The 26,506-nt window shown below is 71.3% G+C and carries 22 protein-coding genes; 11 read left to right on the plus strand and 11 right to left on the minus strand.

Features of this window, described 5'->3' with window-relative positions:
• Window positions 1–18: 18 nt before the first annotated feature.
• Together ACGF8A_RS07835 and ACGF8A_RS07840 are read left to right on the plus strand one after the other, a co-directional pair.
• Window positions 19–1,383 (plus strand): FtsW/RodA/SpoVE family cell cycle protein, encoded by a 1,365-nt coding sequence (locus ACGF8A_RS07835; RefSeq protein WP_393105367.1) that lies wholly within the window; start codon window positions 19–21, stop codon window positions 1,381–1,383.
• A complete protein-coding gene (locus ACGF8A_RS07840; RefSeq protein ID WP_393105369.1) occupies window positions 1,380–2,837 on the plus strand; it encodes a penicillin-binding transpeptidase domain-containing protein in 1,458 nt (485 codons plus the stop codon). The genes ACGF8A_RS07835 and ACGF8A_RS07840 overlap by 4 nt, the downstream gene beginning before the upstream one ends.
• A 99-nt stretch (window positions 2,838–2,936) precedes the next feature.
• Here ACGF8A_RS07840 and ACGF8A_RS07845 read toward each other — a convergent pair whose 3' ends face one another.
• On the minus strand, window positions 2,937–4,049 hold the full coding sequence (locus ACGF8A_RS07845) for a ferritin-like domain-containing protein (protein WP_393105371.1): 1,113 nt from the start codon (window positions 4,047–4,049) through the stop codon (window positions 2,937–2,939).
• A gap of 88 nt (window positions 4,050–4,137) precedes the next feature.
• On the opposite strand from ACGF8A_RS07845, the gene ACGF8A_RS07850 reads away from it, so the two are divergent.
• From ACGF8A_RS07850 to ACGF8A_RS07865, 4 genes are all read left to right on the plus strand, one after another.
• A complete protein-coding gene (locus ACGF8A_RS07850; protein ID WP_393105373.1) occupies window positions 4,138–5,076 on the plus strand; it encodes a diiron oxygenase in 939 nt (312 codons plus the stop codon).
• 118 nt (window positions 5,077–5,194) lie between these two features.
• Window positions 5,195–5,851, plus strand: coding sequence for a TetR/AcrR family transcriptional regulator (locus tag ACGF8A_RS07855; RefSeq protein WP_393105375.1), 657 nt, complete (start codon window positions 5,195–5,197; stop codon window positions 5,849–5,851).
• A 10-nt stretch (window positions 5,852–5,861) separates the two neighbouring features.
• Window positions 5,862–6,158, plus strand: coding sequence for a hypothetical protein (locus ACGF8A_RS07860; RefSeq protein ID WP_393105377.1), 297 nt, complete (start codon window positions 5,862–5,864; stop codon window positions 6,156–6,158).
• Between the two features lie 103 nt (window positions 6,159–6,261).
• The gene (locus ACGF8A_RS07865; protein ID WP_393105379.1) at window positions 6,262–7,437 is read left to right on the plus strand and encodes an NlpC/P60 family protein; all 1,176 of its coding nucleotides are present in this window, start codon (window positions 6,262–6,264) and stop codon (window positions 7,435–7,437) included.
• On the opposite strand, the gene ACGF8A_RS07870 is transcribed toward ACGF8A_RS07865, so the two are convergent.
• The 5 genes from ACGF8A_RS07870 to ACGF8A_RS07890 are packed head-to-tail and all read right to left on the minus strand — an operon-like array spanning window position 7,412 to window position 13,393.
• Window positions 7,412–8,677 carry a styrene monooxygenase/indole monooxygenase family protein gene (locus ACGF8A_RS07870; protein ID WP_393105381.1) on the minus strand — a complete coding sequence of 422 codons (1,266 nt, stop codon included), beginning with the start codon at window positions 8,675–8,677 and terminating at the stop codon, window positions 7,412–7,414. The two genes, ACGF8A_RS07865 and ACGF8A_RS07870, sit on opposite strands and share 26 nt — an antisense overlap.
• 25 nt (window positions 8,678–8,702) lie before the next feature.
• A complete protein-coding gene (locus tag ACGF8A_RS07875; protein WP_393105383.1) occupies window positions 8,703–9,341 on the minus strand; it encodes an ATP/GTP-binding protein in 639 nt (212 codons plus the stop codon).
• Window positions 9,322–9,750, minus strand: coding sequence for a DUF742 domain-containing protein (locus tag ACGF8A_RS07880; protein WP_393105385.1), 429 nt, complete (start codon window positions 9,748–9,750; stop codon window positions 9,322–9,324). Before ACGF8A_RS07880 ends, ACGF8A_RS07875 begins: the two co-directional genes overlap by 20 nt.
• Complete coding sequence (locus ACGF8A_RS07885) at window positions 9,747–10,250, minus strand: roadblock/LC7 domain-containing protein (RefSeq protein ID WP_393105387.1); 504 nt, start codon at window positions 10,248–10,250, stop codon at window positions 9,747–9,749. The genes ACGF8A_RS07880 and ACGF8A_RS07885 overlap by 4 nt, the downstream gene beginning before the upstream one ends.
• Window positions 10,247–13,393 (minus strand): nitrate- and nitrite sensing domain-containing protein, encoded by a 3,147-nt coding sequence (locus tag ACGF8A_RS07890; RefSeq protein WP_393105705.1) that lies wholly within the window; start codon window positions 13,391–13,393, stop codon window positions 10,247–10,249. The genes ACGF8A_RS07885 and ACGF8A_RS07890 overlap by 4 nt, the downstream gene beginning before the upstream one ends.
• 381 nt (window positions 13,394–13,774) lie before the next feature.
• Here ACGF8A_RS07890 and ACGF8A_RS07895 point away from each other — a divergent pair, with 381 nt between their 5' ends.
• A complete protein-coding gene (locus tag ACGF8A_RS07895; RefSeq protein WP_393105389.1) occupies window positions 13,775–14,563 on the plus strand; it encodes a hypothetical protein in 789 nt (262 codons plus the stop codon).
• A gap of 9 nt (window positions 14,564–14,572) precedes the next feature.
• On the opposite strand, the gene ACGF8A_RS07900 is transcribed toward ACGF8A_RS07895, so the two are convergent.
• From ACGF8A_RS07900 to lon, 5 genes are all read right to left on the minus strand, one after another.
• Window positions 14,573–15,064 (minus strand): MarR family winged helix-turn-helix transcriptional regulator, encoded by a 492-nt coding sequence (locus ACGF8A_RS07900; RefSeq protein WP_393105391.1) that lies wholly within the window; start codon window positions 15,062–15,064, stop codon window positions 14,573–14,575.
• Window positions 15,065–15,278: 214 nt separating this feature from the next.
• Window positions 15,279–15,923 carry a hypothetical protein gene (locus tag ACGF8A_RS07905; protein ID WP_393105393.1) on the minus strand — a complete coding sequence of 215 codons (645 nt, stop codon included), beginning with the start codon at window positions 15,921–15,923 and terminating at the stop codon, window positions 15,279–15,281.
• A gap of 32 nt (window positions 15,924–15,955) precedes the next feature.
• Complete coding sequence (locus ACGF8A_RS07910; RefSeq protein WP_393105395.1) at window positions 15,956–16,402, minus strand: helix-turn-helix domain-containing protein; 447 nt, start codon at window positions 16,400–16,402, stop codon at window positions 15,956–15,958.
• Between the two features lie 88 nt (window positions 16,403–16,490).
• Window positions 16,491–16,928 carry a hypothetical protein gene (locus tag ACGF8A_RS07915; protein WP_393105397.1) on the minus strand — a complete coding sequence of 146 codons (438 nt, stop codon included), beginning with the start codon at window positions 16,926–16,928 and terminating at the stop codon, window positions 16,491–16,493.
• Window positions 16,929–17,125: 197 nt separating this feature from the next.
• A complete protein-coding gene (gene lon / locus ACGF8A_RS07920; RefSeq protein ID WP_393105399.1) occupies window positions 17,126–19,549 on the minus strand; it encodes an endopeptidase La in 2,424 nt (807 codons plus the stop codon).
• A gap of 229 nt (window positions 19,550–19,778) precedes the next feature.
• Between lon and ACGF8A_RS07925 the strand changes: the two genes are divergently transcribed.
• The 4 genes from ACGF8A_RS07925 to ACGF8A_RS07940 all read left to right on the plus strand — a co-directional run bounded on the left by ACGF8A_RS07925 (window position 19,779) and on the right by ACGF8A_RS07940 (window position 26,489).
• On the plus strand, window positions 19,779–20,456 hold the full coding sequence (locus ACGF8A_RS07925; protein WP_393105401.1) for a spermidine synthase: 678 nt from the start codon (window positions 19,779–19,781) through the stop codon (window positions 20,454–20,456).
• Between the two features lie 113 nt (window positions 20,457–20,569).
• Window positions 20,570–21,310 carry a response regulator transcription factor gene (locus ACGF8A_RS07930; RefSeq protein ID WP_393105403.1) on the plus strand — a complete coding sequence of 247 codons (741 nt, stop codon included), beginning with the start codon at window positions 20,570–20,572 and terminating at the stop codon, window positions 21,308–21,310.
• The gene (locus ACGF8A_RS07935; RefSeq protein WP_393105405.1) at window positions 21,307–22,416 is read left to right on the plus strand and encodes an ATP-binding protein; all 1,110 of its coding nucleotides are present in this window, start codon (window positions 21,307–21,309) and stop codon (window positions 22,414–22,416) included. The genes ACGF8A_RS07930 and ACGF8A_RS07935 overlap by 4 nt, the downstream gene beginning before the upstream one ends.
• Before the next feature lie 281 nt (window positions 22,417–22,697).
• Complete coding sequence (locus ACGF8A_RS07940) at window positions 22,698–26,489, plus strand: multifunctional oxoglutarate decarboxylase/oxoglutarate dehydrogenase thiamine pyrophosphate-binding subunit/dihydrolipoyllysine-residue succinyltransferase subunit (RefSeq protein WP_393105407.1); 3,792 nt, start codon at window positions 22,698–22,700, stop codon at window positions 26,487–26,489.
• The last annotated feature ends 17 nt before the right edge of the window (window positions 26,490–26,506 follow it).

Consider the following 26,506-nt stretch of genomic DNA (forward strand, 5'->3'; position numbering starts at 1 on the left):
TTTGGGTAGGTTCCGGACATGACGAAGGCCGCAACCGGAACCGCCGTGGCCGCGGACGCGCCCGCCCCCGCGGCCCGCCTGCCCCGGCGCCGCGGCGTCGAACTCGCCCTCATCGTCGTGGCCGTGCTCCTCTCCGTGTACGGCTACTGTGTCGCCGGTCTCGCCAGGACCGGCGCCGTCCCGCCCGGCGCGGCGGGGTACGGCGCGGGGCTCGGTGTGCTCGCGCTGCTCGCGCATCTCGCCGTCCGCCTGCGCGCCCCGTACGCCGATCCGCTGCTGCTGCCCATCGGCGTCCTGCTGAACGGGCTGGGCCTGGTGCTGATCTACCGGCTGGACCTGGAGACTCCGGGCGACCGCGCGGCACCCGCCCAGCTGGTCTGGTCGGCGCTGGGCGTCACCCTGTTCGCCTACGTCGTCGCCGCCCTGCGCGACCACCGGGTGCTCCAGCGCTACGCCTACGTGTGCGTCGCCGCCGCGCTGGTCCTGCTCACCCTGCCGATCTTCTTCCCGGCCGTGAACGGCGCCCGGATCTGGATCCGCGTCGCCGGGTTCTCCATCCAGCCCGGCGAGTTCGCGAAGGTGCTGCTGGCGGTGTTCTTCGCCGCGTACCTGGCCGCCAACCGCAACGCGCTGGCCTACGCCGGCCGGCGCGTGTGGCGGCTCCAGATCCCCACCGGCCGCGTCCTCGGCCCGATCGTCGCCATCTGGCTGGTCAGCGTCGGCGTCCTGGTGCTGGAACGCGACCTCGGCACCTCGCTGCTCTTCTTCGGCCTGTTCGTCGTCATGCTGTACGTCGCCACCGGCCGCACCGGCTGGATCGCCGTGGGCCTGGTCCTGGCGACGCTGGGCGCGGTCGCCGTCGGCCGCACGGAGCCGCACGTGGCCGCCCGGATCCACGACTGGCTGCACCCGTTCGCGTCCATCGAGGCGGGCCAGGGCCCCAACCAGCTGGCCCAGTCACTGTTCGCGTTCGCGGCGGGCGGCGTCCTCGGCACCGGTCTCGGCCTCGGCCACTCCGTCCTGATCGGCTTCGCCACCAAGTCGGACTTCATCCTGGCGACCGCGGGCGAGGAGCTGGGCCTGGCGGGCCTCTCCGCGATCTTCCTGCTGTACGGTCTGCTGGTCGAGCGCGGCTACCGGGCGGGCCTGGCCCAGCGCGACCCGTTCGGCCGGCTGCTCGCGGTGGGCCTCGCCTCGATCGTGGCGCTCCAGGTTTTCGTGATCGCGGGGGGGGTGACCGGCCTGATCCCCCTCACCGGCATGGCGATGCCGTTCCTGGCACAGGGCGGCTCCTCGGTCGTCACCAACTGGGCGATCGTGGCCCTGCTGATCCGGGTGAGCCACTCGGCGCGCAAGCAGTACGACGGGCAGGTCGCCCCATGACCCCGCACATCCGCCGCGCCACCGCCTTCTGCGCCCTGCTGCTGGCCGCGCTCCTGGTCAACGCGGCCCGCATCCAGATCTTCCAGGCCGGTGAGTTCGACGCAAACCCGGCCAACCGCCGCCACGAGATCGCCCGTTACGGGCAGCCGCGTGGCGACATCCTGGTCGGCGGCCGCCCGGTGACCGGCTCCAAGGACACCGGCGAGCCCCTCCGCTACGAACGCACCTACCAGCAGGGCCCGTTGTACGCACCGGTCACCGGCTTCGCCTCGCAGGTGTACGGCACGACGTTCCTGGAGCACGCGGAGGACGGCACCCTCTCCGGAGCGGACCCGGTGCTCTCGCCGTTCCCCCTGTGGAAGGACTTCACCCGCGCGGGGAACACCGGCGGCGACGTCGTCACCACCCTCGACGCGGCGGCGCAGCGGGCGGCGTTCGAGGGGCTGGGTGACCGCAAGGGCGCGGTCGCGGCGGTCGAACCGGCGACGGGCCGGATCCTGGCGCTGGTCTCCACCCCGTCGTACGACCCGGCGGCGCTGTCGGGGAACGGCCCGGCGGTCGCCCGGTCCTGGCGGAGCCTGATCGAGGACCCGGACAAGCCGATGCTGAACCGGGCGGTACGGCAGACGTATCCGCCGGGTTCGACGTTCAAGGTGGTCACCGCCGCGGCGGCGCTGGACGCCGGGGTGATCAAGGATCTCGACAAGCGGACCGACTCACCCGACCCGTACACCCTGCCCGGCACCACGACGAGGCTGCGCAACGAGGGCGGCCGCTGCGCGAACGCCTCGCTGCGCAAGGCCTTCGAGTGGTCCTGCAACACGGTGTTCGCCAAGCTGGGCGTGGACGTGGGGGTGACGGACATGGCCAGGACGGCCCGCGCGTTCGGCTTCAACAACACCGGCCTGCGCATCCCCTACTCGGTGGCGCCGAGCACCTTCGACACCACGGTCGACAGGGCGCAGCTGGCCCTGTCCTCGATCGGGCAGTACAACACGCGGGCGACGCCCTTGCAGATGGCGATGGTCGCGGCGGCCGTCGCCAACGGAGGCCAGCTGCGCGAGCCGTACCTGGTCGAGCGGACCACCACTCGCCGCGGCGCCACGCTCTCCACGGCCGGCGCCCCCCCGTTGCGCCAGGCCATGTCCCCCTCGACCGCGGCGCGGATGCGGGAGCTGATGCGGAACGTGGTGGAGCACGGCACGGGCAGGAACGCCGCGATCCGCGGCGCGACCGTCGGCGGCAAGACCGGCACCGCCCAGCACGGCGTCGACAACTCCGGCAGGCCGTACGCCTGGTTCGTCTCCTGGGCACAGGACGATCAGGACATGGTGCCGAAGGTCGCGGTCGCGGTGGTGGTGGAGGACGCGGCGGCCCACCGTCGCGACCTCACCGGCGGCGGCATGGCGGCACCGATCGCCCGGGCGGTGATGCGGGCGGTGCTCACCTCGTGACCGGGGTCCAGGTCCTGTCGTCCGGACCGCGCCGCGGACGCGGGGTACGCCGCCGGTCGGCACCGCCGGCCGCCAGCGGCCTGATCCGGACGACGGTCCCTAGCGGTCCTGGCCGGCGCCCGACTCGACGGCCCGCGTCACCTCCGCGACCCGCTCGCGCTCCTCGGCCGCGAACCGCTCGGCGTCGAGCTTCTCGGCGATCTCCTCGTCCTGGGCCATCAGCATCTCGAGGCTGGAGTCACCCAAGTCGAGGACCCCCATGTCGACATAGGCCTGCTGGAGGCGCTCGCCCCACAGGCCGATGTCCTTGACGCACGGCACGATCCGGCTGAACAGCAGCTTGCGGAACAGGGCGAGGAACTCGGACCGTTCGCTGTACTCCTGCGCCTCGGCCCGCGGGATGCCGAAGTTCTCCAGCACCTCCACCCCGCGCAGCCGGTCCCGCATCAGATAGCAGCCCTCGATCACGAACTCCTCGCGTTCGCGCAGTTCGGCGTCGGTGAGCTGCCGGTAGTAGTCCCGCAGGGCCATCCGCCCGAACGCCACGTGCCGGGCCTCGTCCTGCATGACGTAGGCGAGGATCTGCTTGGGCAGCGGCTTGTCGGTGGTGTCCCGGATCATGCCGAAGGCGGCGAGCGCGAGGCCCTCGATGAGCACCTGCATCCCGAGGTAGGGCATGTCCCAGCGGCTGTCGCGCAGTGTGTCGCCGAGCAGGGCCTGGAGGTTGTCGTTGATCGGGTAGAGCATCCCGATCTTCTCCTGGAGGAAGCGGGCGTAGATCTCCGCGTGCCGGGCCTCGTCCATGGTCTGGGTCGCGGAGTAGAACTTGGCGTCCAGGTCGGGGACCGACTCGACGATGCGTGCCGCGCAGATCATCGCGCCCTGCTCGCCGTGCAGGAACTGGCTGAACTGCCAGGAGGTGTAGTGCCGGCGCAGGTCACCCTTGTCCCGGTCGGAGAGTTTCGCCCAGTGTTTGGTGCCGTACAGGGAGAGCGTTTCGTCGGGGGTGCCGAGGGGGTCGTACGGATCGACCTCGAGGTCCCAGTCGATCCGCTTCTGTCCGTCCCACTGCTTGTCCTTGCCCTTCTGGTAAAGGGCCAGCAGGCGGTCACGTCCGTCGTCGTACTCCCAGTTGAACCGGGCCGCCCCGGTCGCTGGGACCGGCCACAGGGGCTCGCCGGGGTCCATGGCGTACAGGTCGAAGGTCGACATGCTCGCAGGCTCACACGCAGTAGACGCGCGGTCAACAAGTGGCGCGCAGGGGATTGACGGGCTTGCTGACAAGCAGTCTCATAAGGGCATGACGACCCTCACCGATGCCGAGGCCCTGGAAGGGCTGCGCGACGCCCTCGGACTGCTCAAGGATCGCGAGCAGGTCGCCGAGCGGTTGCTCGAGTCCTCCGCCAAGCACTCCTTCGACCCGGACAGGGAACTGGACTGGGACGCGCCCTTCGAGGAGGGCAAGTGGTTCTGGCCGCCGGAGCTGGTGTCGCTGTACGGCACACCGATGTGGAAGCGGATGAGCGAGGAGCAGCGGATCCTGCTCTCCCGGCACGAGGCGGCGGCGCTGGCCTCGCTGGGCATCTGGTTCGAGATCATCCTGATGCAGCTGCTGGTACGGCACATTTACGACAAGGCGGCGACGAGCGCGCACGTGCGCTACGCGCTGACCGAGATCGAGGACGAGTGCCGGCACTCGAAGATGTTCGCCCGGCTGATCGAGCGCGGCGAGACGCCCTGGTACCCCGTGAGCCGCGCCCACCAGCACCTCGGGCGCCTGTTCAAGACCATCTCCACCACACCCGGCTCGTTCACCGCCACCCTGCTCGGCGAGGAGGTGCTCGACTGGATGCAGCGGCTGACCTTCCCCGACGAGCGGGTGCAGCCGCTGGTCCGCGGGGTCACCCGCATCCACGTCGTGGAGGAGGCCCGGCACGTCCGGTACGCCCGTGAGGAGCTGCGGCGCCAGATGGTCACCGCTCCGAAGTGGTCCCAGGAGTTCACGCGGATCACCTCCGGCGAGTTCGCCCGCGTCTTCTCGGTCGCCTTCGTCAACCCCGAGGTCTACGCCAACGTCGGCCTGGACAAGCGGGAGGCGCTCGCCCAGGTGAAGGCGAGCGGTCACCGGCGGGAGATCATGCAGACCGGAGCGAAGCGGCTGACGGACTTTCTGGACGACATCGGCGTGCTGCGGGGGGTGGGGCGGCGGCTGTGGAGGTCGTCGGGCCTGCTGGCGTAGGGGCGGCTCGTCGTACGGGCGCGGGTGGTACGGGGCCGGCCGTGCGGTTCCCGCGCCCCGTCACATGGGCGTGCCCGCCCGGCGGTGCGACCGCACCCGCCCGGCTACCCTGCCCCATATGACCCCTGCCGCGCCCTCCCCCGCCTATCGACGCCTCAGCGTCGAGGAACGCCGCAGCCAGCTGCTGGACGCCGCACTCACCCTCTTCGCCCACCGGGCCCCGGAGGACGTCTCCCTCGACGACGTGGCGGAGGCGGCCGGGGTCTCCCGCCCCCTGGTGTACCGGTACTTCCCGGGCGGCAAGCAGCAGCTGTACGAGGCCGCCCTGCGTTCCGCCGCCGAGGAGCTGCGGCTCTGCTTCGACGAGCCGCGCGAAGGCCCCCTCCTGCCCCGGCTGTCCCGCGCCCTGGACCGCTACCTCGCCTTCGTCGACCAGCACGACGCCGGCTTCCAGGCCCTGCTCCAGGGCGGCAGCGTGGTCGAGACCTCCCGTACGACCGCCATCGTGGACGGCGTACGCCGGGCCGCGGCCGTGCACATCCTGCGCCACCTCGGCGTCACGGACCCGGGCCCCAGGCTGCGGATGACCGTCCGGATGTGGATCACCGCGGTCGAGGCGGCCTCCCTCATCTGGCTCGACGAGGACAAGCAGCCACCCCTCGGCGAACTGCGCGACTGGCTGGTGGACCAGTTCGTCGCCGTACTCACCGTCACCGCCGCCCGGGACCCGCGGACCGCGTCGGTCGTGGCCGCGCTGGCCTCGGCGGATGGCTGAGACTGGTGCCGTGAAGAGCGAAGAGACCCCCTTCGAGGGCGGGCCCATGGACGGACGGGTCCTGCCCGTGCTCCTCGGGATCACCGGGCACCCGCCGAAGACGTACCGCATCCCGGTCCCCGACCCGCACGGCGGACCGCCCACCGTTGTCGTCTACCGGCGCGAGCCCCGCGGGCAGGGCCGGCTCACCCGGCGCTGGAAGTACGTCCACGATCCCGCCGGCGCCCAGGGCGGCGGCCGGCCCAGGTGGCCGTGGCGGGGGCCACACGCCACGCCGGGAGGCAAGCCGGACGACGCGAACGGGTGACCTCCTTACGCCATCCCGCGCACGGTCGGCGCGCGGGCCGCGCGAGCACGTCACATGCTCACGGTGCGGAGCGGACCCGCCGCCCCGCACCGGAGGTGATGACGTGTCAGGAAGGCTACTGCGCCTGGTGTGTACGGCGACCGTGGCGGCCCACGCCGTTCTCGCAGCCGTACCGGCGGCGGCAGCACCGGAGCCGGCCGCGCCCGAAGAGCGCGGAGTCGCCGCCCTGCTGACGGATCTTCAGCGGCTGTACCGCGAGGCGGAGAAGGCCACCGAGGCCTACAACGCCACCGAGGAGCGGCTGGAGAAGCAGCGCGCCGTGGCACGGCGGCTGGACACCGAGCTGGCCCGCGCCCGGCTCGCCCTGCACGACAGCCGGGGCGCCGCCGGCCGGCTGGCCCGGCAGCAGTACCAGGGCCGCAGCGACATCTCGCCGTACGTCCGCCTGCTGCTCGCCCGTGACCCGCAGCACGCGCTCGAACAGGGGCATGTGATCGGGCAGCTGGCGCTGGAGCGGGCCAGGACGGTGGCGGAGCTGGCCGGCAGCGAGAAGAAGGCCGGCGACCTGGCCCGCAAGGCGCGGGCCGCGCTGGACCGGCAACTCGCCCTCACCGAGCGGCGGAAGAAGCAACGCGACGAGGTGCGCGAGCGGCTCGGCGAGGTGGAGGCGCTGCTCGCCTCGCTCACCGCCGAGCAGCTGACCGCGGTCGCGAAACTGGAGAACGAGGGGATCGCCGAGGCGCAGAGGAAGTTCATGGCCGCCGGCGCTCCGAGCAGCCCTCGTATGCCGACCCAGGAGGGCGACCGTGCGGTGCGCTACGCCGTACGGCAGCTGGGCAAGCCGTACGAATGGGGTGCCGAGGGTCCCCGGTCCTACGACTGCTCGGGACTGACCTCGCAGGCCTGGGCGGACGCCGGGACACCGATCCCGCGCACCAGCCAGGAGCAGTGGGCGCGGCTGAACCGCGTCCCCCTCAAGGAGCTGCGCCCCGGCGATCTGGTCGTGTACTTCCCCGAGGCCACGCACGTGGCGATGTACCTGGGCGACGGCATGGTCGTCCAGGCACCGCGCCCCGGCGCCGAGGTCAAGGTCTCCCCGGTCGCGGCCAACCCCGTCCTCGGCGCCGTTCGCCCCGACCCCCGGGGAAAGCCCCTGCGGCACTACACGCCGCCGAGGCTCCCCGAGGGGGCGATGGACGGGAAGGACGACGGGTACGCCGCGGCGACGGCTCCGGAGCAGCCCCGGCCGCGGGCTACGCCCCCGCGCCCGAGCCGGTGACCTCGGCCAGGTAGGCCGCCGTCCGCTCCGGCTCGTAGAAGAAGTCCTCGAAGTCGGCGGGGTCGTTGAAGCCGTTGGCGAAGCGGTCGGCCACCGGCTGGAGCTGTCCGGCGGCGCCGATCAGGTTGAGGATGTGCTCGGGCGGCGGGGCCAGCATGGCGTTGGTCCACTTGGTGACGTGCCGGGCGGTGGCCCAGTAGCGGTCGAACGTCTGCTGCATCCAGGCCTCGTCGAACGGCTTGTCGCCGTGCTCCAGGATCGCGTCGAGGTAGGCGGCGGCGCACTTGGAGGCCGAGTTGGAGCCCTGGCCGGTGATCGGGTCGTTGGCGACGACGACGTCGGCGACCCCGAGCACCAGACCGCCGCCGGGCAGCCGGCCGACGGGGTTGCGCACGGTCGGGGCGTAGCGGCCGGCGAGGGTGCCGTTCGCGTCGGTCAGTTCGACCTTGGTGGCCCGCGCGTACTCCCACGGAAGGAACTTCTCCAGGAGTTCCAGGGTCAGGGAGAGGTGCTCCGCGGGGTCCTTGACGCCGTGGAAGACGTCCAGCGGGCCGCCGGGTACGCCCTCCCAGAACAGGATGTCGGCGCGGCCGGAGGTCGTGAAGGTCGGCATCACGAACAGTTCGCCGACGCCGGGCACCAGGTTGCAGCGGACCGCGTCGAACTCCGGGTGCTCCGGGCGCGGGCCGAGGCCGTGCACATACGCGACGGCGAGGGCGCGCTGCGGCTCGGCATACGGGGAGCGCTCCGGGTCGCGGGCGAACATCTGCACGAGCTCGCCCTTGCCCGCCGAGACCAGCACGAGGTCGTAGGTGCGGGAGAAGTAGTCGAGGTCGCCGACCGCCGCGCCGTGGATGACCAGCTGGCCGCCGCGCTGCGCGAACGTCTCCATCCAGCCGGCCATCTTGACCCGCTGGTCCACCGACTGGGCGTAGCCGTCCAGCTTGCCCACCCAGTCGATCGCCCGCTGCGAGGGACCCGGGTCGAACGAGCCGGGGGCCGCCACCGAGACGCCGAGTCCCTCGATCTTCGGGGCCTGGGACTCCCAGAAGTTCAGCTTCAGATCGCGCTCGTGCTGCAGGGCCGTGTGGAACATGCACTGCGTCGACATGACCCGGCCCGAGCGGATCTCGTCCGCCGTCCGGTTCGACATCAGGGTGACCTCGTACCCGTGCGACTGGAGTCCGAGGGCGAGCTGGAGTCCGGACTGGCCGGCTCCGACGACGAGTATCTTCCGCATGCGGGTGGTGACTCCTAGGTCGGGTCTACTCAGGTGTTTCGTCGAGCGCGTGGCCGACGAGAGCCAGGAGGGTCTCGATCGCGGAGATCCGGCGCCGCGCATCCATGATCATGACAGGTATGTGCCGCGGGATCGTCAACGCCTCCCGCACGTCCTCCACCTCGAAGCGCTCACTGCCTTCGAAGTGGTTGACCGCCACGACGTACGGCAGCCCGCAGCTCTCGAAGTAGTCGAGCGCCGGGAAGCAGTCCTTGAGCCGGCGGGTGTCGGCCAGCACGACCGCACCGATCGCACCGCGCACCAGGTCGTCCCACATGAACCAGAACCGCTGCTGGCCCGGCGTGCCGAACAGGTAGAGGACCAGGTCGTCGTCGAGCGTGATGCGGCCGAAGTCCATGGCCACCGTGGTGGTCAGCTTGCCCGGCGTGGCGGTGAGGTCGTCGGTCTCCTCGCTCGCCTCGGTCATCAGCGCCTCGGTCTGCAACGGCGTGATCTCCGAGACGGACGTGACCATTGTGGTCTTGCCGACCCCGAAGCCGCCCGCCACCACGATCTTGGTGGCGATCGGGGCACGGGTGCGGTCCGTCTGCCAGGACCTCAGGTTCTCGTCGGGATCGACGAGGGGGGAGACGCCACGAGCGGCGTCAGAGACGACGGAGTCCACTCAGCACCCTTTCCAGCAGTGCGCGGTCCGGCCGGCCCGTGCCGTGACCGGTTCCCGTTCCGTACACACGGATCTTTCCCTGGTCCGCGAGATCACTCAGAAGCACGCGGACCACGCCGAGCGGCATCTTCAGCAGCGCGGCGATCTCGGCCACCGTCCGCATCCGGCGGCAGAGTTCGACGATGGCCCGCAGCTCCGGCATGACCGTGGACCGCAGGGAACCGTTCGTCAGTTCCTTGCGCTCCTCGGGCGCCTCCAGCGCGGCTGTGCTCGTGACGAAGGTCTCCACCAGCAGCACGTGCCCGAAGCGGGTACGGCCGCCGGTGAGCGAGTAGGGACGGACGCGGGCGGGCTTGCGGTCGCCGCCGCGCACCGGGAGCTTGTTCGGCGTACCGGGCGTACTGCTCATCGGGTACCCCCCGTCGGTTCGGACTCCAGGGATTTGCGCAGCTCGCTGCGGAGTTCGGGGGTCAGGACATGGCCGGCGCGTCCCACGAACAGCGCCATGTGGTACGCCACCACGCTCATGTCGCAGTCCGCGGAGCCGTGCACGCCGAGCAGCGAGCCGTCGCTGATCGACATCACGAACAGGCTGCCCTCGTCCATCGCGACCATGGTGTGTTTCACCGGGCCGAACTCCAGCACCTTGGCCGCGCCGATGGTGAGGCTGCCGATGCCGGAGACGATGGTGGCCAGGTCGGCGGAGGAGCCGCGCGGGCCGGTGGGCCGCGTCTCGCGCGCCTCACGCGCGGCCGCGTTCGCCCCGGGGTCGGAGGAGAGCAGCATCAGCCCGTCCGAGGAGACGACGGCGACGGACTGGATGCCGGGCACCTCCTCGACCAGGTTCGTCAGCAGCCAGTGCAGATTGCGGGCCTCACTGCTCAGTCCGAACGTGCTGGGCGCGGTCAACTGCTTGCCTCCTCGACGGTGCCCCCCGTGGACTCTTCGGCATGTGCGTGTGCTTGGTCGGTCTCCGCGGTGTCGCGGCTCGTGGTCTCGTGCGCCCGCTCCGGTGCCCCGCCGGACGGCGCCGGCGTGCCCCCCGTCCGCTCGGCCATCTCGGCCTCGACGTCGCGCCGGCCGGCCTCGGCGCCCTGGCGGAAGCCGCCCAGGCGACGGCGCAGGGCGTCGGCGTCGACGGAGCCGCTGCGGGGCAGGGGCGCCGACGCGGGCGCGTTGATCTTCGGCGTGCGCTTGGGCAGCCCCTTGTCGGTGACGAGCTCGGTCTCGTCCCCCTCGTCGGGGGTGCGCTCGTGCGTGTCGGGGCCGATGGCGTAAGGGTCGAAAGCAGGGGGCGCCGGGGGCTGGACGGGGGCCGGGGCCGGCTCGGTCGCCGGGCGCGCCGGGTCCTGGGGCCGCTCGCCCTGCGGGGCGTGCCCGGCGGCCGGGTCCGGGACGATCGGCCACGCCGGACGCCGGCCCGCGTCCTGGTCCTGGTTTTGGTCCTGGTCCTGGTCGGCGGGCCGGTCCCGGAGCCGGTCCGCGTCGGGGCGCGGCTCGGGATCCGGCTGGGCCGGCCGGTCGTCCCGCCGGTCCGCCTGCGCACCCGGGTGGGTCCGCGTGCCCGGCTCCCCAGGCACCTCCCGGCCCCGGTCCGTCTCGCCGCCCGGCCCTGCGGCGGCCTCCCGGTCCTGCCCGGTCCCTTGGCGCGGCACCGTCTCCGCCTCCGGGCCGTCCGGTGCCGCGCGGCGCCGGCCGGTGCCCCGGTCCAGGTCCTGGCCCTTGCCGGGCTCACCAGGCTGTTCCGGTACCAGGAGTTCCATCGTGGTCTCGGCCGGCGACTCGGGAAGCTCCCGCTCGGCCGCCGGCCCCTGCGCCCGTACCGTGCGCTCCGCCAGCGCCACCAGCGGGTCGCCGTTCTCCGAGCGGCCGTGCAGGACGTTGGAGTTGGCCTCCGCGTCGGCACCCGGCAGGGAGAAGCCCTGCGCGCCCTCGGAGAGGGAGGCGGGCGTGGGGGCCGGAACGGCGGCGGCCGACGCCTCGGCGAGCAGCGACTGCGGCAGGACCACGACGGCGGCGATGCCACCCTGCTTCTGCTCGCGCAGCTGCACGCGCACCCCGTGCCGGTGGGCGAGCCTGGCGACGACATACAGTCCGAGCCCCAGACCGTCCTCGCCCTCCTGGTCGTACGGCGAACCGGGGTCGAAGTCGGACAGCCGGGCGTTGAGCCGGGTCATCCGCTCGTCGGTCATGCCGATGCCCTCGTCCTGGACGGAGAGCATCACCTCGCCGTTCTCCAGGAGCCAGCCGGAGACCTCGACGGGCAGGTCGGGCGGGGAGAACGAGGTGGCGTTCTCCAGGAGTTCGGCCAGCAGGTGGGACAGGTCGTCGGCGGCGAACCCGGCGATGTGCGCGTGCGGCGGCAGGGCGGTGATCCGGACCCGCTCGTACCGCTCGATCTCGCTGACCGCGGCCCGTACGACGTCGACCACCGGGACCGGGTTCGCGTGCTGCTGGACGTGCTCGGTGCCGGCCAGCACGAGGAGGTTCTCGCTGTGCCGGCGCATGACGGTGGCGAAGTGGTCGAGCTTGAAGAGGGTGGCGAGCCGCTCGGGGTCCTGCTCGCGCTCCTCCAGTCCCTCGATGACACCGAGCTGCCGCTCCACCAGGCCGAGGGTGCGCAGCGCGAGGTTGACGAAGGTGCCGCCGATGCTGCCGCGCAGGCGCTCCAGCTGGGCGGCCGAGTCGGCGAGTTCGGCGCGCAGCCCCTCACGGGCGTCGGCCATCTTCTGCCGCTGCCCGACCAGGTGCTTGCGGTCGGACTCCAGGGTGGTGATCCGCCCGTGCAGGGCGACGGCGTGCGCGTGCAGGGCGTTGACGGACCGGACGACCTGGGCGAACTCGTCGTTGCGGCCGGTGAACTTGACCGGTTCCACGGCGGCCGGGTCCTCGGCGGCCGCCAGCCGGGCGGAGCCGAGGCGCAGCACGGCGAGCGGGCGGGTGAGGCTTCGGGCCATGCCGGTGGCGACGCCGACGGCGAGCAGCATCAGGGCGCCGAGGATCGCGATGCGGATCTCCAGGGCGCTGACGTCGTCGTCGCGCAGCTGCTCCAGGGCGGTGGTGCGGCGCTCGTAGAGGGAGGACTCGACGCCGCGCATCAGGTCGACACGGGCGGTGAGGGTGGCGTTCAGCTTCTCGGCGCTGGTGCCGAGGTCCTGGTCGGACAGGGTGGGCTGGTCGGTGAGGGCGGCCAGGTACGTCTCGGCGTTGTTGACCTCGGGGCCGGTGACCGTGGAGTCGTAGGTGGCGCGGGCCGCCTTGGTGGCGGTGTCGTGGAAGTCGGCGAGCGCGGACTCGGAGCGCAGCCGGGCCTGCTGGGCGGCGGCGGTGAGGGCGTCGCGCTGCTTGCCGTCGGCCTCGGAGGAGACGCTGGTCTCGGTGGTCAGGCCGGTGACGGGGTCGTAGACCGACTCGGTGCTGCTGGGCACGCTGAGGGCGGCGAGGAGCAGGCCCCGGGTGGCGGCGGCCTGCTGGACGGCGGTGTCGAGTTCGGCGAGGGCGTACGCGCCGGAGCCCGCGCGGGGCGGGAGCTGTTCGGCCAGGTCCTCGGCGAGCCGGTGGAGTTCGGCGATGGCGCCGGAGTAGGCCTCGTGCGCTTCGAGAGCGCCGCTCTGTCCGGTGAGCGCCGCTCGCCGCACGCTCGCGATGCCGTCCAGGTCCTCACGCAGCTGGGTGGGGGTGTCGGTGCCGGCGCGCATCTCCTCGACCTGCCGGTCGACCCGCGCGCTGCGCTGCTCCGAGGGCGCCTTGGACTTGGGCCGGCCCGCCGCGATGTAGGAGGTGACCTCGTCGCGCTCGTCCGCGAGGGAGTGGGCGAGCGTGAGCGCGTCCTGCGTCTGCCCGCTCAGGGTCACCAGGTCCTGGCTGTCGCTCAGCTGCCCGGAGGCGGCTATCACGGAGGGTGTGCCCGCACCGGCGATGGCGGCGGCCACGACCGCCACGGCCACGATGAGCCGGTTGCGTACGTGGGTGGGGCGGCCCCTGCCGACAGAGGTGCGCTCCGCGCCCCCCTCGGAGGCCGCCTGCTTGCCTGTGCGCCGAGGCCGCGTCATCTGCACCGGTGCTCACATTCCTGACTCGTGTACCCATGGGCCCGGGTGACGTCCCGTCAACTGGTGTGCACACCACCCGGTACGTACGGTCCCCGACCCTCCCAGTGCCGGTGGTCAGTCATCGCACATCACCCGACCGGCCACCCGAAGGAGTGAACATCGGAGGGGAGTTGGCGGGCAAGTTCCTCCGGCGCTTGCGACGGCCCGCGACAGCGCGCCGGTTGGACGTCTGCGGCGGGCTTTGGCAGTATTCGCCGCCACGCCTTCCCGGAGTCCGCCATTCCAACCCAAATCCGGCGCCTGACCTGCGGCGGTACGGCGATTCGACGACCCTTGCCACCCTTCTGCACACGCTGTGAAGGGCTCGTGCAGACTGGCCTGATGCGCACGGAACTACTCTCCCGGCCCGGTGACCCGGCTCACCCCAACGAGGACTTCGCCGGCGTCGGACTGCCCGCCTGCGGACAGGGCGGTTCCCTCGTGGTGCTGGACGGAGTGACCCCGCCACGGGACGGCACCGGCTGTCTGCATTCCGTTCACTGGTACACCGCGCGCCTGGGCGGCGCCCTGACCGAACTGACCGTTTCACTGCCGGATGTCCCCCTGTACGACGCCCTGGCCCGCGCCATCGCGCGTACCGCTGATGCACACCGGGCAACCTGTGACCTTTCTCACCCACGAACCCCACAGGCAACGGTGGTCCTCGCCCGCTGGTCGCGGGAGACCGTCGAGTACCTGGTGCTGTCCGACTCGGCCCTGCTGGTCGAGTCCCCCGACGGCCTGGTCACGCCCTGCCTCGACGACCGCCTGGCCCGGCTCCCCCGGGCGACCCTGGCGACCGACGCACTGGTCGACGCCACGGTCCGCAACAAGGAGGGCGGGTTCTTCACGGCCGCCGCGGATCCCTCGGTGGCCGCGCGAGCCGTGACCGGGGTGCTGCCGCGCGACCGGGTGCGGGCGCTGGCCGCCCTGACGGACGGCGCGAGCCGGTGGACGGAGACGTTCCGCGAGGGCGACTGGACGGACCTGTTCACCTTCGTCCGCAAGCAGGGCGCCGAGGCCCTGATCGACCGGGTACGGACGCTGGAGACCGCCGACCGCGAGGAACGGACGTACCTGGGCCGCAGCAAGACCCACGACGACGCGACGGTCGTGTACGCGGAGCTGTGAGCGCCGGCGCTACTTCTCCATCCCGGAGTTCAGCTGGTGCAGCAGCCGGGCGAGTTCCGCCACCTCACGGCGGTCCCAGTGGTCCAGCTTGCTGACGTAACGGGCACGGCGGGCCTCCCGGACCCGCTGCACCCGGGTGCGCCCTTCCTCGGTGAGGTGCACCAGCCAGGCGCGGCCGTCCGCCGGATCGGGTTCGCGGGCCACCAGGCCCAGTTCCTCCAGGGCGCGCAGCTGACGGGACATGGTGGCCTTGCCGATCCCGATGTAGGCGGCGAGGTCCGTGGCCCGCTGCCGGCCGCACTCGTCCAGGCGTACGAGCAGTCCGTACGCCGCGGATTCCAGGTCGGGGTGGACCTCGCGGGCCATCTCGCCCTGGTTGGCGCGGGCCCGCCGCAGGAACACCGTCAGTTCGCGTTCCAGCTCCAGGAACTCGTGGTCCACACCACTTCGCGAGGCGTCCGCCTCGTCGTGCTGCCTGCCGTCGTTTCCACCCTCGCGCACGTCAGCACCTGATCCGTATTCCTGGTCGTGAAAGTTGCCGCCGACGGCGGTCATCACCGCAGCTCTGTCAGTATTTCGCAGCCAGGGACCGACGGCAGCCTCCGGACCCCCGCACCGCCGTGGACGGGCATCGGCGGGAGCGCCGCCCCGCCCCGCCGGGGCGGGAAGGGGCGGCGGGGCGGCGGGGCCGTGCGGTGAGGCCGGTCGGGTGTGCTCACTTGACGACCACACCGCCGGAGCCGTCAGGGGCAGGTGGGGGAGGCACCGGGGCCGGCTGGGGAGCGGGGGCAGGGGCCGGAGCGGGGGCAGGGGCCGGGGCCGGGGCCGGGGCCGGCTGCGGAGCCGGAGCAGGGGCCGGCTGCGTGTCGGTGGAGCCGCTGCCGGTGTCTCCCGGCTTGCCGGGGGCGGACCCGTCGGGGTGGCCGTCGGGGCACGGCCGGCCGTTGCCGCCACCGCTGCCACTGCCCCCGCGACCGTCCTGGCCGTCCCGGCCGCCGCAGTTGCCCCGGCCGCCGCGGCCGCCGTTGCCACCTGTGCCGCTCTGGCCCGGCGCGGTACAGACGGGCGGGACGGTGCCCGTGCCGTCGCCGCCGTTGCCGCCGTCGCCTCCGTCGCCGGGGCGGCAGTAGTCGTCGTGGCGGTCGTGACGGTCCTTCTTCTTGTGCTTCTTCTTGTGCTTCTTCTCCCTGTGATCGTCATGCTTCTTCTCGTCGCCGTGCTTCTTCTGGTCGCCGTGCTTCTTCTGGTCGCCGAATTCGATCGACTGGACCTGATGGGGGGCCGCGGGTGCGGCGGACACCGTGCCGGCCGGTACGAGTACGCCGGCTGCCGCGAGGAGAATGGAGGCGACGGTGGTCATTGTGTATGCGCAAGCCTTGTGTTCCATGAGAGCTACTTCCCTGTCAGTACGGACCAGTCGCGTTCGAGATATGCCTTTCGCCAGGCCTCGACCTCGCTCTTCGGCATGTGGTACTTATCGGCGATCTGGGCCTCGGTGGCGCCGTCGTTGATCAGGACGAGTACGACTCGGACCTTGTCCGCCACGGAGAGGTCCGCTTTCGCCTTGTCCGGCAGGTCGCTGTACTCGGTGCATTCGTCGGTGCCGGGTTCACCGGGTTCACCGGGTCGGCCGCTGTCGCCGCCGTCCCCTCCCCTGCCGCCGTCGCCGCCCGCGCCGCATCCCGCGGAATCGGTGGAGACGGAAGCGTCCTCCGTAGTCGTGGACCGGTGGTCCGGTGCGGGGTCCGAGCCCGCGCGGGGGGCACAGGCGGCGCCTGCCGCGAAGGCGAGGGCGGCCAGCGCAAGGGCGATCGAACGTCGCCGGAGCTGGAATGACATGAGGTTCTCCAGGTAGGTGAGACGGGGCGGGGGGGGGGGGGGGGGTTGGGGGGGGCCCCCCCCCCCCCCCCCCCCCCGCCGCTCGGGGTCACTCGGCGTTGCCGCCGTTACCGCCGTCGCCGCCTACGACGCCACCAGCACCGCCGTTACCACCGGCACCACCGGTCGTCCCACCATTGCCACCGGTGCCGCCGTCACCGCCCCGGACACCACCAGCACCGCCGTTGCCACCGGCACCACCGGTCCCGCCCTTGTTGTGGTCGCCCTTCTTGTGCTTGTCCTTCTTGTGGTCCTTCTTGTCCTTCTTGTGGTCCTTCCACTTGTGGTCGTCGTGCTTGTTCTTGTGCTCGTGCTTGTCATGCTGGGAAATCGCGGTCACCGACGAAGTGGGCGTCGAGGACGCGGAGGCCGCACTCGCCGGCAGAATTACACCTCCGACGGCCACCACGGTCGATGCCACTATTGTCGCGATACGGATTCCGCGCTTCTGCCGGGATTCCTGCTTGTTTTCGTTCGTACGAGTCATGGTTTTTCTCCTGCCTTTCCGAGGGGCCCTTGCCTTTTCCGGTGTTTCCGGTGTGGCCCGCACTTCAAGTAGGCAGGAACGACGGAACGCGGTCACGTTCCGACGACTCGGGACTTGACGCCTCTATGAATCCCGGATACGGCAAAGGCCCGGGCCTCCCTCACGGGACCCGGGCCTTGCCCTTCCGATCGCGTCCGTCACGCCGCGACCGGAACCTCCGGCGCCGCGCCGTTGGTGGCCGGCGACAGCGCCAGCTCCAGGACCTGACGGACATCGGTGACGGCGTGGACGTCGAGCTTGTCCAGCACCTCCGCCGGGACGTCGTCCAGGTCGGGCTCGTTGCGCTTGGGGATGATCACGGTGGTGACACCCGCCCGGTGCGCGGCGAGCAGCTTCTGCTTCACCCCGCCGATCGGCAGCACCCGGCCGGTCAGCGAGACCTCGCCGGTCATCGCCACGTCCGTGCGGACCAGGCGCCCGGAGAGCAGCGAGGCCAGCGCGGTCGTCATGGTGATGCCCGCGCTCGGGCCGTCCTTCGGCACCGCGCCCGCCGGGAAGTGGATGTGCGCGCCCCGGTCCTTGAGGTCGGCGACCGGCAGCTCCAGCTCGGCGCCGTGGCTGCGCAGGAAGGACAGCGCGATCTGGGCGCTCTCCTTCATCACGTCGCCCAGCTGGCCCGTCAGGGTCAGGCCCGCCGCGCCCGTCTCCGGGTCGGCCAGCGACGCCTCGACGTACAGCACGTCACCACCGGCACCCGTGACCGCGAGCCCGGTCGCGACACCCGGCACCGCCGTGCGCCGCTCCGCCGGGTCCTGGGCGGACTCGGGGACGTGGTGCGGCCGGCCGATCAGGTCCCGCAGGTGCTCGTCGGTGACGGTGAAGGGCAGCTTCCGCTCCCCCAGCTCGTGCTGGGCGGCGACCTTGCGCAGCAGCCGCGCGACGGACCGCTCCAGGTTGCGCACGCCCGCCTCGCGGGTGTACTCGCCGGCCAGCTTGCGCAGCGCGCTCTCGTCGAGGGTCACCTCGTCCTTCTCCAGCCCGGCGCGCTCCAGCTGACGCGGCACCAGGTGGTCGCGGGCGATGACGACCTTCTCGTCCTCCGTGTATCCGTCGAGGCGGACCAGCTCCATACGGTCCAGCAGCGCTTCCGGGATGGCCTCCAGCACGTTGGCGGTGGCCAGGAAGACCACGTCGGACAGGTCCAGTTCGACTTCGAGGTAGTGATCGCGGAACGTGTGGTTCTGCGCGGGGTCCAGGACCTCCAGCAGGGCGGCGGCCGGGTCGCCCCGGAAGTCGGAGCCCACCTTGTCGATCTCGTCGAGCAGCACGACCGGGTTCATCGACCCGGCCTCCTTGATGGCCCGGACGACACGGCCCGGCAGCGCGCCGACGTAGGTGCGCCGGTGTCCACGGATCTCGGCCTCGTCGCGCACGCCGCCGAGGGCGACCCGCACGAACTTGCGTCCCATGGCGTGCGCCACGGACTCGCCGAGGCTCGTCTTGCCGACGCCGGGCGGGCCGACCAGCGCCAGCACGGCACCGCCACGCCGCCCGCCGACGACACCGAGCCCCCGCTCGGCACGCCGCTTGCGCACCGCCAGGTACTCGGTGATCCGCTCCTTGACGTCCTCGAGGCCGGCGTGCTCGGCGTCCAGCACGGCCTTCGCGCCCTGGATGTCGTAGGCGTCCTCGGTCCGCTCGTTCCACGGCAGTTCGAGCACGGTGTCGAGCCAGGTGCGGATCCAGGAGCCCTCGGGCGACTGGTCCGAGGAACGCTCCAGCTTGTCGACCTCCTTGAGCGCGGCCTCACGGACCTTCCCGGGCAGGTCGGCGGCCTCGACGCGGGCCCGGTAGTCGTCCGGCTCCTCACCCTCCTGCTCGCCGTTCAGCTCGCGCAGCTCCTTGCGGACGGCTTCCAGCTGACGCCTCAGCAGGAACTCCCGCTGCTGCTTGTCGACGCCTTCCTGGACGTCCTTGGCGATGGTCTCGGCGACGTCCTGCTCGGCGATGTGGTCGCGCAGCTGCTGGGTGGCGAGCCTCAGCCGGGCCACCGGGTCGGCGGTCTCCAGCAGCTCGATCTTCTGGTCGAGGGTCAGGAAGGGCGAGTACCCCGAGTTGTCGGCGAGCGCGGACACGTCGTCGATGGCCTGGACCCGGTCGACGACCTGCCAGGCGCCGCGCTTCTTCAGCCAGGCGGAGGCCAGTGCCTTGTACTCCTTGACCAGTTCGGTCACGTGCCCGGGCAACGGGTCCGGAACGGTCTCGTCGACGCCGGTCCCCTCGACCCACAGCGCCGCACCCGGCCCGGTCGTCCCGGCGCCGATCCGCACCCGGCTCCGGCCCCGGATCAGGGCGCCCGGGTCGCCGTCGGCGAGCCGTCCGACCTGCTCGACCGTGCCGAGCACCCCGGTGGCCGTGTAACTGCCGTCGTTGCGCGGCACCAGCAGCACCCGGGGCTTGCCGGGCGTGGCACGGGCGGCGGCCTGCGCGGCCTCCACCGCGGCCCGGACGTCCGGGTCGCTCAGATCCAGCGGAACCACCATGCCGGGCAGGACGACCTCGCCGTCGAGCGGCAGCACGGGCAGGACGAGCGGAGTGAACGCCGTGGACTCAGCAGCCATGATCTTCCCTTCGGCAGTCAAGTTGAGCTATGCCGACTCAATGCTCGGACCTGACGCATTGTTCCCCCGGCCGCGTTCGCTATGAGCGATCAAGAGGAAGGGCTGGTGAGAGGCCGATGAGGAACGGCGCGGGACAGGAGGGCATCCGGCGAGCCCGTCCGTAACCCTCCGTCCACCCGGTCTCCGTGATTCCGTCAACATTCCGTCAGAGGAGTGCCAGGATGGACGGATGCCCACCCTCCACGACATCCCCGAAGTCCTGGACCGTCGCGACGGCCCCTACGGCGAGGTGGTACTGCGACGGCACGGTGCGCTGCTCCAGATCATCGCCAACGGCTGCTTCCTGATGGACACCTCCGACGGACGTTCGGAACGCCTGCTGGTCGACGCCGCGCGCGACGCACTCGGCGACCGTCCCGACCCGCACGTGCTGATCGGCGGCCTCGGCGTCGGATTCTCGCTCGCACATGCCGCGGGCAACCCGCGTTGGGGCCGGATCACGGTGGTCGAGCGGGAGCGCGCGGTCATCGACTGGCACCGCGAGGGGCCCTTTTCCATCATCTCGGGCAAAGCCCTGGCCGACCCGCGCACCCGGATCGTCGAAGCGGATCTGATCGATTACGTCAATGAGACTTGCGACACGTTCGACGCACTGTGCCTGGACATCGACAACGGGCCCGACTGGACCGTCACGGAGGCCAACTCGGGGCTGTACTCGAAGGCCGGACTCGCAGGCTGCGCACGGGTGTTGAGGCCCGGCGGGGTGCTCGCCGTATGGTCGGCGAAACCTTCCCCGGAATTTGAAGGAACCTTGCGGAATGCCGGTTTCCGGCATGTGCGTACCGAAGAGATCCCGGTTGCCCGGGGCGTTCCCGACGTCGTGCACCTCGGCGTACGACCTGAATAGCCGAGCTGCGGCGACTCCCCGTACTCTGCTTGCCTGACGCCGATCATTCAAGCGTCAATCGCAGTCATGGGATCACCCCACGGATTCCGGAAAGCACACTTCAGGGGCGGGCGATGGAGCAGACACACACCTCCCACAACGGCACTGCGGCGGCCACCCCGGGCGCTCAGCGCCGGGTTCTGGTGGTCGAGGACGACCCGACGATCGTCGACGCCATCGCGGCCCGCCTGCGCGCCGAGGGATTCCTCGTGCAGACCGCCGGTGACGGTCCGGCCGCCGTCGACACCGCCGAGGCATGGCAGCCCGATCTGCTGATCCTCGACATCATGCTGCCGGGCTTCGACGGCCTGGAGGTCTGCCGGCGTGTGCAGGCCCAGCGGCCGGTGCCGGTGCTGATGCTCACCGCGCGCGACGACGAGACCGACATGCTGGTGGGACTCGGCGTCGGCGCCGACGACTACATGACGAAGCCCTTCTCCATGCGTGAGCTGGCCGCACGCGTGCACGTGCTGCTGCGCCGCGTGGAGCGGGCCGCGGTCGCGGCCGCCACGCCCCGCAGCGGCATCCTGCGCCTCGGCGAGCTGGAGATCGACCACGCGCAGCGCCGGGTCCGGGTGCGCAGCGAGGACGTGCACCTCACGCCCACCGAGTTCGACCTGCTCGTATGCCTGGCGAACACCCCGCGCGCGGTGCTCTCCCGCGAGCAGCTGCTGGCCGAGGTGTGGGACTGGGCGGACGCCTCCGGCACCCGGACCGTCGACAGCCACATCAAGGCGCTGCGCCGGAAGATCGGTGCCGAGCGGATCCGTACGGTGCACGGCGTGGGCTACGCGCTGGAGACACCGACGCCATGAGCGAAGGGCGGCCGGCCGCACGGAGGAGCCCCGGGGAACCCTGGGGCGGCGTACGCCCGTTCTCGATCAAGACCAAGCTGGGTGCGCTGGTCGTCATCTCGGTGCTGATCACCACCGGCCTGATGATGATCGCCCTGCGCACCGAGACGGAGCTGCGCTTCATCACGGTCTTCTCGATGATCGCCACACTGCTGATAACGCAGTTCGTGGCGCACTCGCTCACCTCCCCCCTGGACGAGATGAACGCGGTGGCCCGCTCGATCTCGCACGGCGACTACACCCGCCGGGTGCGGGAGAACCGCTGGGACGAGCTGGGCGACCTGGCCGTCACCATCAACCGCATGGCCGACGACCTGGAGGCCGAGGACCGCCAGCGCAAGGAGCTGGTGGCCAACGTCTCGCACGAGCTGAGGACCCCGATCGCGGGTCTGCGCGCCGTGCTGGAGAACATCGTGGACGGCGTCACCCGTGCCGACCCCGAGACCATGCGCACGGCCCTGCAGCAGACCGAGCGGCTGGGGCGGCTGGTCGAGACGCTGCTGGACCTGTCCCGCCTGGACAACGGCGTCGTACCGCTGAAGCAGCGGCGGTTCGAGGTGTGGCCGTACCTGTCCGGGGTGCTGAAGGAGGCCAACATGGTCGCCTCCGCCCGGGCGGCCATCGCCTCCGGGTCGGGCAGTCACACCCGTACGGACGTCCATCTGCACCTCGACGTCTCCCCGCCGGAGCTGACCGCGCACGCCGACCCGGAGCGGATCCACCAGGTCGTCGCCAACCTCATCGACAACGCGGTCAAGCACAGCCCGCCCCACGGCCGTGTGACGGTGAAGGCCCGGCGCGGCTCGCTGCCGGAGTCGCTGGAGCTGGAGGTCCTGGACGAGGGCCCGGGAATCCCCCGCTCCGAGTGGCATCGCGTCTTCGAGCGGTTCAACCGGGGTGCGGTCAGCCGGCCGCACGGCCCCGGCAGCGACGGCGGCACCGGCCTCGGCCTGGCGATCGCCCGCTGGGCGGTGGATCTGCACGGCGGCCGGATCGGAGTGGCCGAATCCGAGCGAGGTTGCCGGATTCTCATCACTCTTCCAGGTCTGCCTTCTGTGCCAAGTTGACGTAAAGTTCGAAGCGGAGCCGCAAGATCCACGGGCGTCCGCACAGCAGGACACGTGTGATCAGGCAGAGGCCCGCGCCGCGTACGCGCCGGGCCCGGGTCGCCGCACCCCTTTCGCACCGGAACCACGCTTGTTTCCCGCCATTTCAAACCCCGAAACACGCCCTTCGATGTGACTTGCACGACGTTGAACGGGCCCGGCCTCACCTTCCCGGTCATGGAGGCGTAGCCTTGATTCCCGCTGTCCATCACCTTGTGAAGCGGAAGAGGGCGGTTGCCGCCGTGTCGCCACAGTCCCCCAGTAACGCATCGAGTGTCTCGACCGACGCAGACCAAGCGGGCAAGAATCCCGCGGCCGCGTTCGGTCCGAACGAGTGGCTCGTCGACGAGATCTATCAGCAGTACCTCCAGGACCCGAATTCGGTAGACCGCGCCTGGTGGGACTTCTTCGCCGACTACAAGCCGGGGGCGGCTGCCACCCCGGCGCCTGCGGCCCCCGCGGCCGCGGGGGCCGCGGAGACCACCGGCGCCGCTCAGGCGCCCGTCCAGGCCGCTCCGGCCGCGCCTGCCGCCCCGAAGCCCGCCGCGGCCGCTCCTGCCCCGGCCCCTGCGCAGCCCAAGGCCCCGGCCCCGGCTCCCGCCCCGGCCGCCGCCAAGCCGCAGCAGCCGAAGGCCAAGGCCGCCGAGCCCGCCGCCGGCCCCGCCGACGGCCCCGAGCTGGTCACGCTGCGCGGCCCGGCCGCCGCCGTCGCGAAGAACATGAACGCCTCGCTGGAGCTGCCGACGGCCACCTCGGTCCGCGCGGTCCCGGTGAAGCTGCTGTTCGACAACCGCATCGTCATCAACAACCACCTCAAGCGCGCCCGGGGCGGGAAGATCTCCTTCACGCACCTGATCGGCTACGCGATGGTGCAGGCCATCAAGGCCATGCCGGCGATGAACCACTCGTTCGGCGAGAAGGACGGCAAGCCGACCCTGGTCAAGCCGCCGCACATCAACCTCGGCCTCGCCATCGACCTGGTCAAGCCCAACGGCGACCGCCAGCTCGTCGTAGCGGCGATCAAGAAGGCCGAGACGCTGAACTTCTTCGAGTTCTGGCAGGCCTACGAGGACATCGTCCGCCGCGCCCGTGACGGCAAGCTGACGATGGACGACTTCACCGGCGTGACGGTCTCCCTGACCAACCCGGGCGGTCTCGGCACCGTCCACTCGGTGCCGCGCCTGATGCCCGGCCAGTCGGTGATCATGGGCGTCGGCTCCATGGACTACCCGGCGGAGTTCCAGGGCACCTCCCAGGACACCCTGAACAAGCTCGGCATCTCCAAGGTCATGACGCTCACGTCGACCTACGACCACCGGGTGATCCAGGGCGCCGCCTCCGGCGAGTTCCTGCGCCAGGTCGCCAACCTGCTGCTCGGCGAGAACAACTTCTACGACGAGATCTTCGAGGCGCTGCGCATCCCCTACGAGCCGGTCCGCTGGCTCAAGGACATCGACGCCTCGCACGACGACGACGTCACCAAGGCCGCCCGGGTCTTCGAGCTGATCCACTCCTACCGGGTCCGCGGCCACGTCATGGCGGACACCGACCCGCTGGAGTACCGCCAGCGCAAGCACCCCGACCTGGACATCACCGAGCACGGCCTCACCCTGTGGGACCTGGAGCGCGAGTTCGCGGTCGGCGGCTTCTCGGGCAAGTCCCTGATGAAGCTGCGCGACATCCTCGGCGTGCTGCGCGACTCGTACTGCCGCACCACCGGCGTCGAGTTCATGCACATCCAGGACCCCAAGCAGCGCAAGTGGATCCAGGACCGCATCGAGCGCCCGCACTCCAAGCCGGAGCGCGAGGAGCAGCTGCGCATCCTGCGCCGGCTGAACGCCGCGGAGGCCTTCGAGACCTTCCTGCAGACGAAGTACGTCGGCCAGAAGCGCTTCTCCCTGGAGGGCGGCGAGTCCGTCATCCCGCTGCTGGACGCGGTCATCGACAGCGCGGCCGAGTCCCGCCTGGACGAGGTCGTCATCGGCATGGCCCACCGCGGCCGGCTGAACGTGCTGGCCAACATCGTCGGCAAGTCGTACGCCCAGATCTTCCGCGAGTTCGAGGGCAACCTCGACCCGAAGTCGATGCACGGCTCCGGCGACGTGAAGTACCACCTGGGCGCCCAGGGCACCTTCACGGGCCTGGACGGCGAGCAGATCACGGTCTCGCTGGCCGCGAACCCCTCGCACCTGGAGGCGGTCGACCCGGTCCTGGAGGGCATCGCCCGCGCCAAGCAGGACATCATCAACAAGGGCGGCACGGACTTCACGGTCCTGCCCGTGGCGATCCACGGCGACGCGGCCTTCGCGGGCCAGGGCGTGGTGGCCGAGACGCTGAACATGTCCCAGCTGCGGGGCTACCGCACCGGCGGCACGGTCCACGTGGTCATCAACAACCAGGTCGGCTTCACCGCCGCGCCCGAGTCCTCGCGTTCCTCCATGTACGCGACGGACGTGGCGCGCATGATCGAGGCGCCGATCTTCCACGTGAACGGCGACGACCCCGAGGCCGTCGTGCGTGTCGCCCGTCTGGCCTTCGAGTTCCGCCAGGCGTTCAACAAGGACGTGGTGATCGACCTCATCTGCTACCGCCGCCGCGGTCACAACGAGTCGGACAACCCGGCGTTCACGCAGCCGCTGATGTACGACCTGATCGACAAGAAGCGCTCGGTGCGCAAGCTCTACACCGAGTCCCTGATCGGTCGCGGCGACATCACCCTGGAAGAGGCCGAGCAGGCCCTGCAGGACTACCAGGGCCAGCTGGAGAAGGTCTTCACCGAGGTCCGCGAGGCCACCTCGCAGCCGGCGACGGTCCAGACCCCGGACGCGCAGGCCGAGTTCCCGGTCGCCGTGAACACCTCCGTCTCCTCGGAGATCGTCAAGCGGATCGCCGAGTCCCAGGTCAACATCCCCGACCACATCACCGTCCACCCGCGTCTGCTGCCGCAGCTGCAGCGCCGGGCGTCGATGGTCGAGGACGGCACGATCGACTGGGGCATGGGCGAGACCCTCGCCTTCGGCTCGCTGCTGCTGGAGGGTGTCCCGGTCCGGCTCGCCGGCCAGGACTCCCAGCGCGGCACCTTCGGGCAGCGGCACGCGGTCATCATCGACCGCAGCACCGGCGAGGAGTACACGCCGCTGCAGTACCTGTCGGAGGACCAGGCACGTCTGAACGTCTACAACTCGCTGCTGTCCGAGTACGCCGCGATGGGCTTCGAGTACGGCTACTCGCTGGCCCGCCCCGACGCACTCGTGCTGTGGGAGGCTCAGTTCGGCGACTTCGTCAACGGTGCGCAGACCGTCGTGGACGAGTTCATCTCGTCGGCGGAGCAGAAGTGGGGCCAGACCAGCGGCGTGACGCTGCTCCTCCCCCACGGCTACGAAGGCCAGGGCCCGGACCACTCGTCCGCCCGTCCGGAGCGCTTCCTCCAGCTCTGCGCCCAGAACAACATGACGGTCGCGATGCCCACGTCGCCGTCGAACTACTTCCACCTCCTGCGGTGGCAGGTGCACAACCCGCACCACAAGCCGCTGGTCGTCTTCACCCCGAAGTCGATGCTGCGCCTGAAGGCCGCCGCGTCGAAGGCGGAGGAGTTCACCACGGGCGGCTTCCGCCCGGTCATCGGCGACGATTCGGTGGACCCGGCCGCCGTGAAGAAGGTCGTCTTCTGCGCGGGCAAGGTCTACTACGACCTGGAGGCCGAGCGGGTCAAGCGCGGCGTCACGGACACGGCGATCATCCGCATCGAGCGGCTGTACCCGCTGCCCGGCACCGAGCTCCAGGCGGAGATCAAGAAGTACCCGAACGCCGAGAAGTACCTGTGGGCCCAGGAGGAGCCGGCGAACCAGGGTGCCTGGCCGTTCATCGCGCTCAACCTGATCGACCACCTGGACCTGGCGGTCGGCGCGGACGTCCCGCACGACGAGCGCCTGCGCCGCATCTCGCGTCCGCACGGCTCGTCCCCCGCCGTGGGCTCCGCGAAGCGGCACCAGGCGGAGCAGGAGCAGCTGGTGCGTGAGGTGTTCGAGGCGTGAGCCGGTGAGCTCCGGCT

This window comes from Streptomyces sp. NPDC047706, from assembly GCF_043204795.1.
Taxonomy (GTDB): Bacteria; Actinomycetota; Actinomycetes; order Streptomycetales; family Streptomycetaceae; genus Streptomyces.

What these genes read in the sequence shown, in the direction of transcription:
- ACGF8A_RS07935 (WP_393105405.1), top strand. Translation starts at nt 21,307, where the DNA reads ATGAGCGAAGGGCGGCCGGCCGCACGGAGGAGCCCCGGGGAACCCTGG.
- ACGF8A_RS07880 (WP_393105385.1), bottom strand. Translation starts at nt 9,750, where the DNA reads ATGAGCAGTACGCCCGGTACGCCGAACAAGCTCCCGGTGCGCGGCGGC.
- ACGF8A_RS07925 (WP_393105401.1), top strand. Translation starts at nt 19,779, where the DNA reads ATGCCCACCCTCCACGACATCCCCGAAGTCCTGGACCGTCGCGACGGC.
- ACGF8A_RS07890 (WP_393105705.1), bottom strand. Translation starts at nt 13,393, where the DNA reads ATGACGCGGCCTCGGCGCACAGGCAAGCAGGCGGCCTCCGAGGGGGGC.
- lon (WP_393105399.1), bottom strand. Translation starts at nt 19,549, where the DNA reads ATGGCTGCTGAGTCCACGGCGTTCACTCCGCTCGTCCTGCCCGTGCTG.
- ACGF8A_RS07930 (WP_393105403.1), top strand. Translation starts at nt 20,570, where the DNA reads ATGGAGCAGACACACACCTCCCACAACGGCACTGCGGCGGCCACCCCG.
- ACGF8A_RS07910 (WP_393105395.1), bottom strand. Translation starts at nt 16,402, where the DNA reads ATGTCATTCCAGCTCCGGCGACGTTCGATCGCCCTTGCGCTGGCCGCC.
- ACGF8A_RS07905 (WP_393105393.1), bottom strand. Translation starts at nt 15,923, where the DNA reads ATGACCACCGTCGCCTCCATTCTCCTCGCGGCAGCCGGCGTACTCGTA.
- ACGF8A_RS07835 (WP_393105367.1), top strand. Translation starts at nt 19, where the DNA reads ATGACGAAGGCCGCAACCGGAACCGCCGTGGCCGCGGACGCGCCCGCC.
- ACGF8A_RS07855 (WP_393105375.1), top strand. Translation starts at nt 5,195, where the DNA reads ATGACCCCTGCCGCGCCCTCCCCCGCCTATCGACGCCTCAGCGTCGAG.
- ACGF8A_RS07895 (WP_393105389.1), top strand. Translation starts at nt 13,775, where the DNA reads ATGCGCACGGAACTACTCTCCCGGCCCGGTGACCCGGCTCACCCCAAC.
- ACGF8A_RS07870 (WP_393105381.1), bottom strand. Translation starts at nt 8,677, where the DNA reads ATGCGGAAGATACTCGTCGTCGGAGCCGGCCAGTCCGGACTCCAGCTC.
- ACGF8A_RS07915 (WP_393105397.1), bottom strand. Translation starts at nt 16,928, where the DNA reads ATGACTCGTACGAACGAAAACAAGCAGGAATCCCGGCAGAAGCGCGGA.
- ACGF8A_RS07850 (WP_393105373.1), top strand. Translation starts at nt 4,138, where the DNA reads ATGACGACCCTCACCGATGCCGAGGCCCTGGAAGGGCTGCGCGACGCC.
- ACGF8A_RS07845 (WP_393105371.1), bottom strand. Translation starts at nt 4,049, where the DNA reads ATGTCGACCTTCGACCTGTACGCCATGGACCCCGGCGAGCCCCTGTGG.
- ACGF8A_RS07840 (WP_393105369.1), top strand. Translation starts at nt 1,380, where the DNA reads ATGACCCCGCACATCCGCCGCGCCACCGCCTTCTGCGCCCTGCTGCTG.